The sequence below is a fragment of the Photobacterium ganghwense genome (assembly GCF_003025595.1).
Lineage (GTDB): Bacteria > Pseudomonadota > Gammaproteobacteria > Enterobacterales > Vibrionaceae > Photobacterium > Photobacterium ganghwense.
Map to the genome: position 1 here is coordinate 1 of NZ_PYMI01000013.1, position 13,532 is coordinate 13,532.

Annotated in this window: 15 protein-coding genes; 7 read left to right on the forward strand and 8 right to left on the reverse strand. The window is 55.2% G+C overall.

What is annotated here, in order from left to right; genetic code table 11:
* Window positions 1-329 precede the first annotated feature (329 nt).
* Window positions 330-887 (forward strand): gamma carbonic anhydrase family protein, encoded by a 558-nt coding sequence (locus C9I92_RS24005; protein WP_047887458.1) that lies wholly within the window; start codon window positions 330-332, stop codon window positions 885-887.
* Here the strand turns inward: C9I92_RS24005 and C9I92_RS24010 are convergent.
* The 4 genes from C9I92_RS24010 to tsaC form a co-directional block, all read right to left on the reverse strand.
* Window positions 884-1,147: a DUF1488 family protein gene (locus C9I92_RS24010; protein ID WP_047887459.1), complete on the reverse strand. Its 264-nt coding sequence runs from the start codon at window positions 1,145-1,147 to the stop codon at window positions 884-886. The two genes, C9I92_RS24005 and C9I92_RS24010, sit on opposite strands and share 4 nt — an antisense overlap.
* A gap of 29 nt (window positions 1,148-1,176) precedes the next feature.
* Window positions 1,177-1,998: a shikimate dehydrogenase gene (gene aroE, locus C9I92_RS24015; RefSeq protein WP_047887460.1), complete on the reverse strand. Its 822-nt coding sequence runs from the start codon at window positions 1,996-1,998 to the stop codon at window positions 1,177-1,179.
* Window positions 1,999-2,092: 94 nt separating this feature from the next.
* Window positions 2,093-2,998, reverse strand: coding sequence for an oxygen-dependent coproporphyrinogen oxidase (gene hemF, locus C9I92_RS24020; RefSeq protein ID WP_047887461.1), 906 nt, complete (start codon window positions 2,996-2,998; stop codon window positions 2,093-2,095).
* 6 nt (window positions 2,999-3,004) lie between these two features.
* Complete coding sequence (gene tsaC, locus C9I92_RS24025) at window positions 3,005-3,562, reverse strand: L-threonylcarbamoyladenylate synthase type 1 TsaC (RefSeq protein ID WP_047887462.1); 558 nt, start codon at window positions 3,560-3,562, stop codon at window positions 3,005-3,007.
* A 202-nt stretch (window positions 3,563-3,764) separates the two neighbouring features.
* Between tsaC and purE the strand changes: the two genes are divergently transcribed.
* A complete protein-coding gene (gene purE, locus C9I92_RS24030) occupies window positions 3,765-4,256 on the forward strand; it encodes a 5-(carboxyamino)imidazole ribonucleotide mutase (RefSeq protein ID WP_047887463.1) in 492 nt (163 codons plus the stop codon).
* Window positions 4,253-5,368: a 5-(carboxyamino)imidazole ribonucleotide synthase gene (locus C9I92_RS24035; protein WP_047887464.1), complete on the forward strand. Its 1,116-nt coding sequence runs from the start codon at window positions 4,253-4,255 to the stop codon at window positions 5,366-5,368. Before purE ends, C9I92_RS24035 begins: the two co-directional genes overlap by 4 nt.
* Window positions 5,369-5,489: 121 nt before the next feature.
* On the opposite strand, the gene C9I92_RS24040 is transcribed toward C9I92_RS24035, so the two are convergent.
* From C9I92_RS24040 to C9I92_RS24055, 4 genes are read right to left on the reverse strand one after another with little or no spacing between them, the layout of a single operon-like run.
* Complete coding sequence (locus C9I92_RS24040; protein ID WP_047887465.1) at window positions 5,490-6,098, reverse strand: DNA topoisomerase family protein; 609 nt, start codon at window positions 6,096-6,098, stop codon at window positions 5,490-5,492.
* Between the two features lie 34 nt (window positions 6,099-6,132).
* Entirely contained in the window at window positions 6,133-6,606 is a 474-nt protein-coding gene (locus tag C9I92_RS24045) for a DUF494 family protein (protein WP_047887466.1), read from the reverse strand.
* A gap of 2 nt (window positions 6,607-6,608) precedes the next feature.
* Window positions 6,609-7,703: a DNA-processing protein DprA gene (gene dprA, locus C9I92_RS24050; protein WP_047887467.1), complete on the reverse strand. Its 1,095-nt coding sequence runs from the start codon at window positions 7,701-7,703 to the stop codon at window positions 6,609-6,611.
* 18 nt (window positions 7,704-7,721) lie between these two features.
* The gene (locus C9I92_RS24055; protein ID WP_047887468.1) at window positions 7,722-8,780 is read right to left on the reverse strand and encodes a LysM peptidoglycan-binding domain-containing protein; all 1,059 of its coding nucleotides are present in this window, start codon (window positions 8,778-8,780) and stop codon (window positions 7,722-7,724) included.
* Between the two features lie 287 nt (window positions 8,781-9,067).
* Here C9I92_RS24055 and def point away from each other — a divergent pair, with 287 nt between their 5' ends.
* From def to trkA, 4 genes are all read left to right on the forward strand, one after another.
* Window positions 9,068-9,586 carry a peptide deformylase gene (gene def, locus C9I92_RS24060; RefSeq protein WP_047887469.1) on the forward strand — a complete coding sequence of 173 codons (519 nt, stop codon included), beginning with the start codon at window positions 9,068-9,070 and terminating at the stop codon, window positions 9,584-9,586.
* A gap of 28 nt (window positions 9,587-9,614) precedes the next feature.
* Window positions 9,615-10,565 (forward strand): methionyl-tRNA formyltransferase, encoded by a 951-nt coding sequence (gene fmt / locus C9I92_RS24065; RefSeq protein WP_047887470.1) that lies wholly within the window; start codon window positions 9,615-9,617, stop codon window positions 10,563-10,565.
* Window positions 10,566-10,698: 133 nt separating this feature from the next.
* Entirely contained in the window at window positions 10,699-11,982 is a 1,284-nt protein-coding gene (gene rsmB, locus C9I92_RS24070) for a 16S rRNA (cytosine(967)-C(5))-methyltransferase RsmB (RefSeq protein ID WP_047887471.1), read from the forward strand.
* Between the two features lie 173 nt (window positions 11,983-12,155).
* Window positions 12,156-13,532 carry a Trk system potassium transporter TrkA gene (gene trkA / locus C9I92_RS24075; protein WP_047887472.1) on the forward strand — a complete coding sequence of 459 codons (1,377 nt, stop codon included), beginning with the start codon at window positions 12,156-12,158 and terminating at the stop codon, window positions 13,530-13,532.

Here is a 13,532-nt window from a genome sequence, read left to right on the forward strand (position 1 = left end):
GTGCCAAAATAACCGAAGTCATTTTGAATTGGTCACTCAGTTCATCGATAAATCTTTTTGACTATCAGTTCACGAGTGCCCACACAGATTGCATGGTCAAATTGTTAAAGAACTTTTCTTTCACGTCACTGGCTTATCTCGCCGCGCTCCGTGTCAGTGAGGTCGCATTATAGAGAGTTCGATCACATACGCAAGGGCTAAATTGAAATAATTTTGTCATCTTAGCTCAACCGTACAATTATCACCCAAAGACGGCATTTATCGATGTTAATTACGTCATCGTAGCGCTATTCTGACTGAGTAAACTCTCAATTTCAGGGCTTTCATTCATGCAAAATGCACTTCGTTCCTATAAAGACATTTATCCCACTCTCACATCATCGACCTATGTTGACGACGCTGCCGTTCTGGTCGGCGATATTCACCTCGCAGCAGATACCAGCATCTGGCCATTGGTCGCAGCCCGTGGCGATGTCAACTGCATTACCATTGGGGCACGTACGAATGTTCAGGACGGGAGTGTTTTGCATGTCACCCGAAAAACCCCGGAGAATCCTGACGGCCATCCCCTAATTATTGGTCAGGATGTGACGATTGGCCATAAAGCCATGCTGCACGGCTGCCAGATTGGCGATCGGGTTTTGGTCGGGATGGGAGCCATCATTCTTGACGGGGCGATTGTTGAAGATGATGTGATTATTGGTGCAGGCAGTCTGGTGCCTCCAAACAAGACGCTAGAAAGCGGTTTTCTCTATATAGGTAGTCCAATCAAGAAAGCCCGCCCTCTGTCGGACAAAGAACGTGCTTTCTTAACGGTATCAGCGGATAACTACGTCAGATTGAAAAACGAGTATCTGGCTGAGCGAGAAAACTCACCTCACAGTTAATCAATGTGGATCTCACCGTCCTGATTGAAGGCTTCCTCTTCAATCAGGTCTTCCGCGATTTCTTCCAGATCGAACCGGTACTGCCCGAATGCAGCCATAATCTCTGCTTCAGTACTCAGCGGTTGCTGACAATGTTGAACAAGCCATTGCAGGCTCACCCAGCAGGCTATCAGTGAACCGCCTTGCTGCGCCGGAAACATCACAGCCTGTTGTTGCTCATCCCACTGTTGTAAGTCTGGAAACAGAATATTTTGGTTCATGTTCTTATCTTTTATCTATTAGTAACACATTAAGGTTGCAGGGAACGACGCAACTCACGCTGTACCTGTCTGGCACCCGGACGGATCCCGCGCCACAGCATGAAGCTTTCCGCTGCCTGGCCCACCAGCATCCCGAGCCCATCTAGGACTACATTAGCCCCCTGCTGCTGTGCCCACTGATTAAACGCAGTAGGTTCCGCACCGTACACCATGTCGTAGCACACGGTATGCGGCTCAATCAGGCCGGCGGGGATCCCCGGCAACTGGCCACTCAGGCTGGCTGAAGTGGAATTAATGATGATGTCATAGTGGTCACCCTCCAATTCATCCAGTGCCTTCGCGCTCACCGGGCCATGTGTTGCGAAGGCCTCGACCAGTGCATCGGCTTTCGCGACGGTCCGGTTGGTGATAGTGACGGATGACGGCTGCTGAGCCAGTAACGGCAGGACCACGCCACGCGCCGCGCCGCCCGCACCTACCAGCAAAATACGCTTACCCTGGAGCTCAATCTGGTGTTGCAGCAGATCCTGCACTAACCCTTCACCGTCAGTGTTGTCCCCCAGGATTAACCCGTCGTCCAACTTTTTGAGGGTATTGACGGCACCGGCTAGGCGAGCACGCTCTGTCAGCTGATCCGCATAGTCGAACGCCTGCTCTTTAAAAGGCACAGTGACATTACAACCTCGCCCCCCATCAGCAAAAAAAGTCTCCATCGCCGCCACAAAACCCTCCAACGGGGCTAATCGGGCTTCATAGCTCATGTCCTGGGCGGTCTGGCGCGCAAACAGGGTGTGAATAAAAGGCGATTTACTCTGGGCAATCGGGTTGCCAAACACAACGTACTTATCCATTTGCAAGAAATCCATGCTCGGTAAAACGAGAAAAGGGTCAGTGATTCACTGACCCTATCATTGCCGTCGCAGGGGAACAAACCGTTTTTAACGGTTACCAGTCGCGGGGCTGAAGGTAATGTTCATACAATACCACTTCCGGCGATCCTGGTTCCGGTTCGAAACCGTATTCCCAGCGAGCCAGTGGCGGCATCGACATCAAAATCGACTCCGTGCGACCGCCGCTTTGCAAGCCAAACAAGGTCCCACGGTCATAGACCAGGTTGAATTCCACATAACGGCCACGACGGTACAACTGGAACTGGCGTTCACGCTCACCGTATTCCGTATTCTGGCGCAGCTCAACAATCGGCAGATAAGCATCCAGATAACCGTTGCCTACAGCCTGGATGTAAGCAAAGCTCTTTTCAAAGCCCCATTGGTTCAGGTCATCAAAAAACAGGCCACCGACCCCCCGGGTTTCATTACGGTGCGGTAAGAAGAAATACCGATCGCACCACGCCTTATGCTCCTCATACACCGTGTCACCAAACGGCTGGCACAGCGCTTTCGCGGTCTGGTGCCAGTGCTGGCAGTCTTCTTCAAAGGGGTAAAACGGCGTCAGGTCAAAGCCACCGCCAAACCACCAAACCGGCGCTTCACCCTCTTTTTCAGCAATAAAAAAACGGACGTTTGCATGGGAAGTCGGGATATACGGATTGCGAGGATGGATAACCAAGGAGACACCCATCGCTTCGAAGCTGCGGCCGGCCAGTTCCGGACGATGGGCCGTTGCCGATGCTGGCATTTGGGTACCGTATACGTGCGAGAAATTCACGCCACCCTGTTCGAACACCCGGCCATCGCGCAACACCCGACTCCGGCCGCCGCCACCCAGCTCACGTACCCAGGCATCTTCTTCAAAACGGGCTTGACCGTCCTGCTGCTCTAGTGCCTGGCAAATCCGATCCTGAAGATCGAGTAAAAAAGCTTTTACTGCGTCTTTATTGACTTCCTGCATCTTTCTTTATCCCTGTCGGAAAATCTGACCGGTACGGGCATCTCGTATCTCTGACGGATTTTCCCGTCCACCGGTGTCACCTTGTAAAATCGCGGCCAGTCGGTCACCCAGTTGCAGCTCAACCTCCGCGACCGTCCGGCCCGGCTCCTGGCCGGTCAGGTTGGCGCTGGTCGACGTCAGCGGTTTACCGAAAGCCAGACACAATGCCTGCACCAGAGGATGATCAGTCACGCGAACCGCAATGGTGTCAAACTGGCCGGTCAGAAAGCGGGGTACCCCAGGCTTGGTTGGCATTACCCAGGTAACCGGTCCCGGCCAGGAATCAAAAATGCGCTGTTTCTGCTCGTCAGTCAGCTGACTGTCGTCTATGTAAGGCGCCAGTTGCTCATAATTGGCTGCGATCAGAATCAGGCCTTTCTCAACCGGTCGTTGCTTCAGCGCCAGTAGTTTCATGACGGCCTGCTCACTATCAGGGTCACAACCTACGCCAAAAACCGCTTCAGTCGGATAGGCGATCATTTCCTCCTGCCGCAGGGCAGCCACCACATGGTTCAGGTTTTCCACACGTTCCTCGATGCTTATCAGGTCATTGCCTGTCTTGAGTGTTCTGTGCTGCTATCTTACCGACTCCTGAACCACAACTCCACGCTCGTTAACGATTGTTGCAATTTCACTGACGCAAACGTTTTCCTTCACAAAAAATCTTCGTATAATGCAGCCCACACGCACTGAACCCAATAGTTTTGCTACCCCAAAGGAGATCGGGATGAAAGTTGGAATCATCATGGGATCAAAGTCTGACTGGCCAACCATGCAGCACGCAGCGGAAATGCTAGATCGCTTCAATATCGCTTATGAAACCAAGGTGGTCTCGGCTCACCGAACTCCGCACCTGCTGGCGGAATATGCGGAGAGTGCACAGACCCGTGGCATTAAGGTGATTATTGCCGGTGCCGGGGGGGCTGCGCACCTACCGGGCATGACGGCGGCCTTTACCAGCCTGCCGGTGTTAGGGGTACCGGTCCAATCCCGCGCTCTGAAAGGCATGGATTCACTACTTTCGATTGTACAGATGCCAAAAGGCGTGGCCGTGGGCACGCTGGCCATTGGTGAGGCCGGTGCTGCGAATGCTGGCCTGCTGGCAGCGCAAATCATCGGTACTCAGGACAGCGATGTCATGGCAGCCATTGATGCCTTCCGTAAAGAGCAGACTGACGCAGTACTGAGCAATCCAAACCCGGCTGAGGATTCACAATGAAAGTGCTAGTGCTGGGTTCCGGCCAGCTGGCCCGGATGATGTCCCTGGCGGGGGCACCACTGAACATTGAAGTGTTTGCCTATGATGTGGCGACCGGTAAAGTCGTGCATCCGCTGACCCAGCAGGTCATGCTGAAAGGGTTGGATACCGCGCTCACCTACACCGATGTGATCACCGCAGAATTTGAGCATATTCCTCATGAAATTCTCGATATTTGCGAGCGTAGCGGCAAATTCCAGCCCACCACCACCGCCATAAAAGCCGGTGGCGATCGCCGTCTGGAAAAAAACCTGCTGGACAATGCTGGGGTGGCCAATGCACCATACCATATCGTCACCAGCCGGGCAGAGTTGGACGCGGCCATCGCCAAAATTGGCCTGCCCATGGTGCTGAAGAGTGCACTGGGTGGCTATGACGGCAAAGGGCAGTGGCGTCTGAAAGAAGCGGGTCAGGTTGAAGCCGTCTGGCAAGACATGGCTGACTTCATGGCGCAGACGGAAAACCAGGCTATTGTAGCGGAAGCCTTCATCCCGTTTGATCGCGAGGTCTCCCTGATCGGAGCTCGCGGTCGTGACGGACAAATTGCGGTGTATCCACTGACCGAGAATACGCATACCAATGGGGTACTGAGCTTGTCCGTCGCTCAGGAAGGCGATCACGCGCTGCAGGCTCAGGCTGAAAAGATGTTTACTGCGCTGGCCAACTCACTCAACTACGTGGGTGTCCTGGCGATTGAATTCTTTGATGTAAACGGCCAGTTGCTAGTCAATGAAATTGCGCCCCGAGTACACAACTCCGGCCACTGGACCCAACAAGGGGCCGAAACCTGCCAGTTTGAAAACCATTTGCGTGCGGTCACCGGACTTCCATTAGGCAGCACGGCCTTAATCCGTCCGACAGCAATGGTGAACATCTTAGGAGAAGATCGCCTGCCAACCGCCATTCTGGCTGAACCAACCTGCCATATCCACTGGTACGGCAAAGAGAAGCGAGCCGGGCGAAAAATGGGGCACATTAACCTGTGCGCAGACACCCCGGCGGCCTTGCAAGAGGCGCTGAAACAATTAGCCAGCCATCTGGATCCGGACGCGTTTCCCGCCTTACATGGTTAACGCCGCGATACGGCCAGACTAGAAAACACAAAAGCCGGCTCACTGCCGGCTTTATTTTGTCACATGGCCCATTGTTGCTTCACCTGCCGCCGCGAGCGTGTAAACACTGGCGTGGTGCTTGTTACCCGATATCCGGTTCGCCAGTTTCACCATGTTCCGGCGCCTGCGAAACGGCATCCTGATACGCATGGCAGCGTCGGTCTGCGCACTGCAAACGCACGCCACTGGCCAGCTTCTTCTCAACCAAAAGCGGATAAGCACATTGCTGACACACCCCGGCCACAGGTTTGAGGTTGACCGCAAAGCGGCAGGACGGGTACTGGTCACAAGCGTAAAACACCTTGCCGTAACGCGACTTACGTTCGACCAGATGCCCCTTGCCACAATCCGGACAACCCAGCTGGGTAGCCTGCGCTTTTTTTTCCGGTGACTCAATATGCTGGCAGACCGGATACGCGCTGCAACCAATAAACATGCCATAACGCCCCTGACGCAACACCAGTTCCTCACCACAGTCAGGGCAGGGGGTTGCCAGGTGTTTCACGATATGGCCGTCGTTATGGTGGAGTGGCTTGATATAATCACAGGCGGGATAAGACGCACAGCCCAAAAACGGGCCGCGCTTACCGTGTTTCATCACCAGCGCGGCACCACATTGAGGACACAGATTTTCCCGCTCTAATGCGTGCTCGTGAGCGGTAAATAACGGCTCATTCGTTCGATCAGACATCTTACTCTCTACCACTTAGTAAACCTGACCGGCTTTAGTGAATATAGCCATCTTCCATGCCATACAGCAGTTCTTCCATCTGGCTGTAGGCGCTTTCATTACCCGGTGCATTAAACAGCACCATCAGAATGATCCACTTCAAATCATCCAGAGTAAAGTCAGCCGTATCCAGCTCCATGACCCGATCAATCACCATTTCACGGGTGTCTGCGCCCAGAACATGAATCTGCTCCAGGTAAGTCAGAAAGCCACGGCAGTTGGTATCCAGGCGAGTCATCTCTTGCGCCGTGTAAATGCGCATGGATGTCACCGCACTGGTGTTCATGTATGGGGTATTTTCGGTTTCTTGCAATGCGGCCAGTTTCTCAAGCCATTCCAGGGCCTTGTAAATATCTTCCTGATGGAACCCAGCTCGCAGCAATTCTTCGGATAATTCATCCTGATCGACCATCAATTCCACATCGCTGTGGATATAGGTCTCAAACAGGTACATAAGGATATCCATCATAACTAGCCCCTCCTCGCTCTGATATAGCCACCTGGTACAGCAGTGACCATCCCGAGCAGTTCCAGTTCAAGTAACTGCATCATGACTTCCTGAACAGGTTGCCCACTGCGCTCAGCAACTACATCTACGGGTGTTGCCTCACTGCCTACGTTAGCCAACAGCGCTGGAAATGGCAATTTTTCATTTTCAGGTTGTGCGAGCGATTCATCCGAATGGCTATTTTTTACGCAGCTTGTCAGCGCCCCGACTTCTTCAAAGATATCGACCGGTGTTTCGACCAGTTTGGCACCATTTTTTATCAGGGCATGGCAGCCTCGGCTCCCGGGATAATGAATCGGGCCGGGCAGGGCAAAAACTTCCCGCCCTTGCTCTAAGGCATACCGCGCCGTAATCAGCGATCCACTTTTCTGCGCCGCCTCTATCACCAGTACGCCGACCGACAGTCCGCTGATCACTCGGTTGCGACGCGGAAAGTTCTGCGGCCGAGGCACTTCATCCGGCCAGAATTCAGAGACCAGCGCCCCTTGCTGCGTAATCAGGCTCGCCAACTCACGGTGTTTGGCCGGGTAGATCCGATCAAGGCCCGAGCCCAGTACCGCTACTGTGGCCCCGCCATTTTTCAGCGCTCCGTAATGCGCCTGACCATCCACCCCCAACGCCAATCCGCTGGTCACCACATACTCGGCCGCTACCAGCGCAGCCGCAAATTCATAAGCCGCTTCCCGACCGTCGATACTGGCTGAGCGGCTGCCGACAATAGCCAGCTGTGGCTGCAGCAACCAGTGCGGCTCTCCCCGGACAAACAATAAAGGAGGAGGTGAAGCGATTTCTTTAAGTAAAGCAGGGTAATGAGAAGAATCTAAGGTGAGTATAGTCTGGCCCGGCTGGCTGTCCCAACGCAGGCAACGATCAATTTTTGCCATCGGAGGCTGGCGAAAGTGACTCACTTGGCGGGGAGTCATACCGATGCCCGTCAGCTCTTCGGCCGACATCGCACGCAGGGCTGCCGGAGTCACATGTTCCAAGATACGGCTGATCCTGACGCCGCCCAGACCCGGTGCAGACGCCAGAACCAACCAGTCAACTAATGCCGTCATGTTACGTACTGCCGTGGTTCAGCCGTGATGTGGAGGCAAGGCGAGGGTACCCGGCACAAAAGGCTGGGTCGCCCGGGTTACCACTCCCAGGGCAAAATGCTCATATGCCCGAATCACGACCATTTCACCAACCGGCACCTGGCTCAGGGCAAACTTCTGCTGCTGGAAACTCACTCCCTGATAATCATAACTACCTTTCTCACCCACCACGCCGGCACCAGCCCGGTACAGGTTAAACACATGGCCAGCCTGCACGCCGTCGAGGTGCCCAAGGTCAATCACAACCGGATCGTGGGTCGCGATATAACGCATGCCCCCTAAATGACCGACAACGCTGCCGGACACATCGGCGGGCGGCGCAGAAGGCGCAAAGTTGAGGTTGAGATCCTCCCGGCCAAGCGGCGCAGGCAGCAGAATGTCATTTTGTCTGACTTCGCCAAGGAAAGTGGTCAGAGTCAGCGCACTTTTCTCACTGTCGGCCTGCGTCACTTTGGCTCGGGCAATTTCCTTCAACCCCATCACTTCCCGAGTGTCGCCGTTTGCCAATTCACGTTCAAAGCGCTTGTCCGGACGGTAGACCCACCACACATCCCCGGTTTCCAGCGGCGTGTCAGCCCAAATTAAATCTTCTTCCGCCATATAATCTCTGGCCCGGCTGCTGCCGACCACCCGTGGCAGGCGATCCAGATGGGCTGGTGTCATCAACTTATCTTGCGCCAGAAATGGCAGCATCAGGGAAGACTGCAGGGTGGTGATCGGGGCGCGTACAATCCGAACCTGCGGTGACAGTTTCAAATGACGCTTCAGTTGCAGGCGCGGCTGGCCATTCACCCACACCAAGTGGATTTGATCGCCCGGATAAATCAGGTGCGGATTTTTGATGTAATCATTCGCCTGCCAAAGGGTCGGCCACAGCCAGGGGCTGGACAGGAAATGGGCGGAAATATCCCACAAAGTATCGCCTTTTTTGACGGTATACACTTCAGGGGCACCGTCAATGACCTTCGGCTGCGGCGGCTTAGCCCACCCCGTTCCGTGAAATCCGGCCAATACCAAGACAATGACACGCAGCCACATACATCCCTTCCTGTTCTACTTCGCCGTGCCGCTCCCCATGGCAAGCACCTGACTGGGTCATCAGGCTGGCATTGCGGGGAAAAGGTGTCTAGCGCTTCCCCACGCCGTGCCGCGACTTTTCGGCACGCTTCACCTTTCCTTTTTCTCTGTTACACAAAAAGGCACGTTATCCTCGGCGAACAGGGCACCCCGCGACCGTCAGGGACTGTTATTTGGCGCTTAAAATGACTAGAATTAGAGCAACTACGAATCTTGAGTAATCCGTACTGTCTTTTTAACGAGTATCTATGTCTGTATTGCAAGTATTAACATTCCCTGATGAGCGCCTGCGCACCGTAGCAAAACCGGTTGAAGCAGTGACACCTGAGATCCAGAAAATTGTCGATGACATGCTGGAAACCATGTATGACGAGGAAGGCATCGGCCTTGCCGCCACTCAGGTGGATATCCATCAGCGCATCGTGGTGATCGATATTTCTGAAGAGCGCAATCAGCCAATGGTACTGATCAATCCGGAAATCATCGAAAAACGCGGTGAAGACGGAATTGAAGAAGGCTGTCTGTCTGTACCGGGTGCCCGAGCCCTGGTTCCACGTGCGGCCGAAGTGACCGTTAAGGCACTGGATCGTGACGGTAAGGAATACCAATTTGATGCCGACGACCTGCTGGCTATCTGCGTACAGCATGAGCTTGATCACCTGAAAGGTAAGCTGTTTGTCGATTACCTGTCGCCGCTGAAGCGTAAACGTATTCAGGACAAACTGGCCAAAATCAAACGCTTCAACGACAAGCACGCGAACAACTAAGCCTAACCCCGATTTAAGGACGTTTACCTTGAGCAAGCCTTTACGAATTGTCTTCGCAGGTACTCCGGATTTCGCCGCCCTTCACCTGGCGGCGTTGTTGTCTTCAGAGCACGACGTGATTGCCGTCTATACCCAACCCGATCGCCCAGCCGGTCGCGGGAAAAAACTGACGGCCAGCCCAGTGAAAAACATTGCACTGGCACACAATATTCCGGTTTATCAGCCAGAGAACTTCAAGTCTGAAGAAGCCAAGCAGGAGCTGGCTGCGCTGAACGCCGACATCATGGTCGTGGTGGCCTATGGCCTGCTGCTGCCGCAAGTGGTCCTGGATACCCCGCGTCTGGGCTGTATCAATGTCCACGGTTCTATTCTGCCGCGCTGGCGTGGCGCCGCACCGATCCAGCGCTCCATCTGGGCCGGTGACGCCGAAACCGGCGTGACTATCATGCAGATGGACATCGGTCTGGATACCGGCGACATGCTGAAAATCGCCACCACGCCGATTGAAGCGACCGATACCAGCGCCACCATGTATGACAAGCTGGCAGAACTGGGGCCGGTCGCCCTGATTGAATGTCTGAACGACATTGCCGCCGGTACGGCGGTGCCGGTGAAACAAGATGATGCACTGGCTAACTACGCGAAAAAACTCAGCAAAGAAGAAGCCCAGATCGACTGGTCTATGGATGCCGCGGCGATCGAACGCTGTGTTCGTGCGTTCAATCCCTGGCCGATGAGCTACTTCACCGTGGCCGAGCAGAATATCAAAGTCTGGCAGACCGCCGTGGAAGCAGACAACCAGGGCAAAGCCCCGGGCACCATTCTGGCTGCCGATAAAAACGGTATTCTGGTCGCGACCGGGCAAGGCGCGCTGCGTCTGATTGAGCTGCAACCTCCGGGTAAGAAAGCCATGAAGGCACAGGATCTGCTGAACTCGCGCCGAGAGTGGTTCACCCCGGGTAACGTACTCTCATCATGAGCTGACTCAGCGGCCTGACGCGTTATTCGTCATGGCGCGCGGATCCCCAGGCCAGTGCTTGCACTGGCCTTCGTTTTTTCTTCCCCGGCTCGCTGTCCCGGCGAGGGTGGGGCGATAACATCAGGAAAACTGCATGAATGTAAGAGCCGCTGCGGCAAAAGTGGTGTATCAGGTTGTCGATCAGGGCCAGTCCCTGTCAACAGCACTGCCAGCCGCCCAACAAGACATCAAAGAACGCGATCACGCGCTGCTGCAGGAAATGTGCTACGGCGTATTGCGCTGGCTGCCCCGCCTGGAAGCCATAACCCAGGAACTGATGGACAAGCCACTGAAAGGCAAGCAACGGGTTTTCCACCATCTGATCTTGGTCGGTCTGTACCAGCTCGGTTACATGCGGATCCCGGCGCACGCAGCAGTGGCTGAAACCGTGAATGCCACCAAGACCCTGAAAAAGCCACAGCTGCGGGGCCTGATCAATGCCATTCTGCGCAACTACCAGCGCCAGCAAGAGGCTCTGGATACCCAGGCGACCAGCCACGATGCCGGGCGTTACGGCCATCCAGGCTGGCTGTTGAAACTGCTGCAAACCAGTTACCCGGATCAGCTGGAAGCCATTGTCACGGCTAATAACACCAAAGCACCGATGTGGCTGCGGGTTAACCGCCGTCATCATGATCGGGATAGCTACCGCGCCCTGCTGGATGAAGCTGGCATTGCGACCGACATTCACCCACAGGCACCGGATGCCCTGAAACTGCACAGCCCGTGTGAGGTCAGCCGACTGCCGGGTTTTGCTGATGGTTGGGTTTCGGTACAGGATGCCGCCGCGCAACTGTCCGTCGAATACCTGCAGCCGCAGGCCGGTGAACTGATTCTGGACTGTTGTGCTGCTCCGGGCGGAAAAACCGCGCACATTCTGGAACGTCAGCCGCAAGCCAAAGTGGTGGCAATTGACTGCGATGAACAGCGCCTCAAACGGGTTTACGACAACCTGCAGCGCTTGCAGCTCGACGCCGAAGTACTGTGTGCCGATGCCCGTCACCCTGAACAGTGGTGGCATGGCGAGCAGTTTGATCGGATTCTGCTGGATGCCCCGTGTTCGGCAACCGGCGTGATCCGCCGCCATCCGGACATCAAGTGGCTGCGCCGCGCAGACGACATTGAAGCACTGGCGCAGTTACAGGCAGAGATCGTGGATGCAATGTGGCAACAGCTCAAGCCAGGCGGCACCCTGGTGTACGCAACCTGCTCCATTACGCCGCAGGAAAACAGTGAACAGGTCAAAGCGTTCCTGGCCCGTACCCCGGAAGCGACCCTGATGGACAGCGATCCGGCACAACCGGGCCGTCAGATCCTGCCGGGTGAACACGACATGGACGGCTTCTACTATGCGGTGATCCGCAAAGCGAACGCATAATCAGAAAGCGGAACTTGGTTAACAAGTTCCGCTTTTTCTTTGCAGCTTTCCTCCTGTTTGAGGCAGTTCGCCACAGGGGTGAAAACTAAGTTATTCTAAATGGATAGAGATCAGCATGACCCTCATCCTGAAGCGTAGTAACCTACAACGATTCCAATAATCAGGCACATGCTATGAAAATTATCATTCTCGGTGCCGGTCAGGTCGGCGGTACGTTGGCTGAAAACCTGGTTGGCGAGAACAACGATATCACCATCGTCGATAAGGATCCGGAGCGTCTGCGAGAGCTGCAGGACAAATATGACCTGCGTGTAGTACAGGGCTTTGCCAGCCACCCGCGTACCCTGCGGGAAGCCGGCGCACAGGACGCCGACATGCTGGTGGCCGTCACGAACTCTGACGAGACCAATATGGTCGCCTGCCAGATCGCCTTCACCTTGTTCAATACCCCGAACCGGGTCGCCCGTATCCGTTCGCCAGAATACCTGAAAGAAAAAGATCCGCTGTTCCAGTCAGATGCTGTGCCGGTTGACCATTTGATCGCACCGGAAGAACTGGTAACCGGCTATATCGAACGCCTGGTCGAGTACCCGGGCGCCCTGCAGGTTGTCGGGTTTGCCGAAGACAAAGTGGGCCTGGTGGCGGTTAAAGCCTATTACGGCGGTCCGCTGGTAGGGAATGCCCTGTCGGCACTGCGTGAGCACATGCCGCACATCGACACCCGGGTCGCGGCCATTTTCCGTCAGGGACGGCCAATCCGCCCGCAGGGCACCACGATTATCGAGGCGGATGACGAAGTGTTCTTCGTGGCGGCCAGCAACCATATTCGCTCGGTCATGAGTGAACTGCAGCGCCTGGAGAAGCCGTACAAACGCCTGATGATTGTCGGCGGCGGTAACATCGGCGCCGGTCTGGCGCGCCGCCTGGAGCAGAGCTACAGCGTCAAGCTCATCGAGCGCAATCCGGAGCGGGCGGAAAACCTGTCGGAAATGCTGGAAAATACCATCGTGTTCTGTGGCGATGCGTCGGATCAGGAACTGCTGAGTGAAGAGCACATTGAGCAGATTGACGTGTTTATTGCGGTAACCAATGACGATGAGGCCAACATCATGTCAGCCATGCTGGCCAAACGGATGGGGGCCAAGAAAGTCATGGTGCTGATTCAGCGCGGCGCTTACGTGGACCTGGTCCAGGGCGGCACTATCGATATTGCGATCTCGCCGCAGCAGGCAACCATTTCGGCCCTGCTGACCCACGTGCGCAAGGCCGATATCGTCAACGTCTCGTCACTGCGACGCGGCGCGGCTGAAGCCATTGAGGCAATTGCCCACGGTGATGCCAGCACGTCGAAAGTCGTGGGCCGGGCCGTCGGTGATATCAAGCTGCCGCCGGGGACCACCATTGGTGCCGTCGTCCGTGGTGACGAAGTGCTGATCGCCCATGACCGAACCGTGATTGAGCAGAACGACCACGTGGTGATGTTCCTGGTGGATAAAAAATACATCCCGGACGTCGAACGCCTGTTCCAGCCTAGCCCGTTCTTCTTGTAA

Excerpts from the sequence above, each read along its gene's own strand:
- C9I92_RS24005 (WP_047887458.1), top strand. The coding sequence starts at position 330 with ATGCAAAATGCACTTCGTTCCTATAAAGACATTTATCCCACTCTCACA.
- C9I92_RS24010 (WP_047887459.1), bottom strand. The coding sequence starts at position 1,147 with ATGAACCAAAATATTCTGTTTCCAGACTTACAACAGTGGGATGAGCAA.
- aroE (WP_047887460.1), bottom strand. The coding sequence starts at position 1,998 with ATGGATAAGTACGTTGTGTTTGGCAACCCGATTGCCCAGAGTAAATCG.
- hemF (WP_047887461.1), bottom strand. The coding sequence starts at position 2,998 with ATGCAGGAAGTCAATAAAGACGCAGTAAAAGCTTTTTTACTCGATCTT.
- purE (WP_047887463.1), top strand. The coding sequence starts at position 3,765 with ATGAAAGTTGGAATCATCATGGGATCAAAGTCTGACTGGCCAACCATG.
- C9I92_RS24035 (WP_047887464.1), top strand. The coding sequence starts at position 4,253 with ATGAAAGTGCTAGTGCTGGGTTCCGGCCAGCTGGCCCGGATGATGTCC.
- C9I92_RS24040 (WP_047887465.1), bottom strand. The coding sequence starts at position 6,098 with ATGTCTGATCGAACGAATGAGCCGTTATTTACCGCTCACGAGCACGCA.
- C9I92_RS24045 (WP_047887466.1), bottom strand. The coding sequence starts at position 6,606 with ATGATGGATATCCTTATGTACCTGTTTGAGACCTATATCCACAGCGAT.
- dprA (WP_047887467.1), bottom strand. The coding sequence starts at position 7,703 with ATGACGGCATTAGTTGACTGGTTGGTTCTGGCGTCTGCACCGGGTCTG.
- C9I92_RS24055 (WP_047887468.1), bottom strand. The coding sequence starts at position 8,780 with ATGTGGCTGCGTGTCATTGTCTTGGTATTGGCCGGATTTCACGGAACG.
- def (WP_047887469.1), top strand. The coding sequence starts at position 9,068 with ATGTCTGTATTGCAAGTATTAACATTCCCTGATGAGCGCCTGCGCACC.
- rsmB (WP_047887471.1), top strand. The coding sequence starts at position 10,699 with ATGAATGTAAGAGCCGCTGCGGCAAAAGTGGTGTATCAGGTTGTCGAT.
- trkA (WP_047887472.1), top strand. The coding sequence starts at position 12,156 with ATGAAAATTATCATTCTCGGTGCCGGTCAGGTCGGCGGTACGTTGGCT.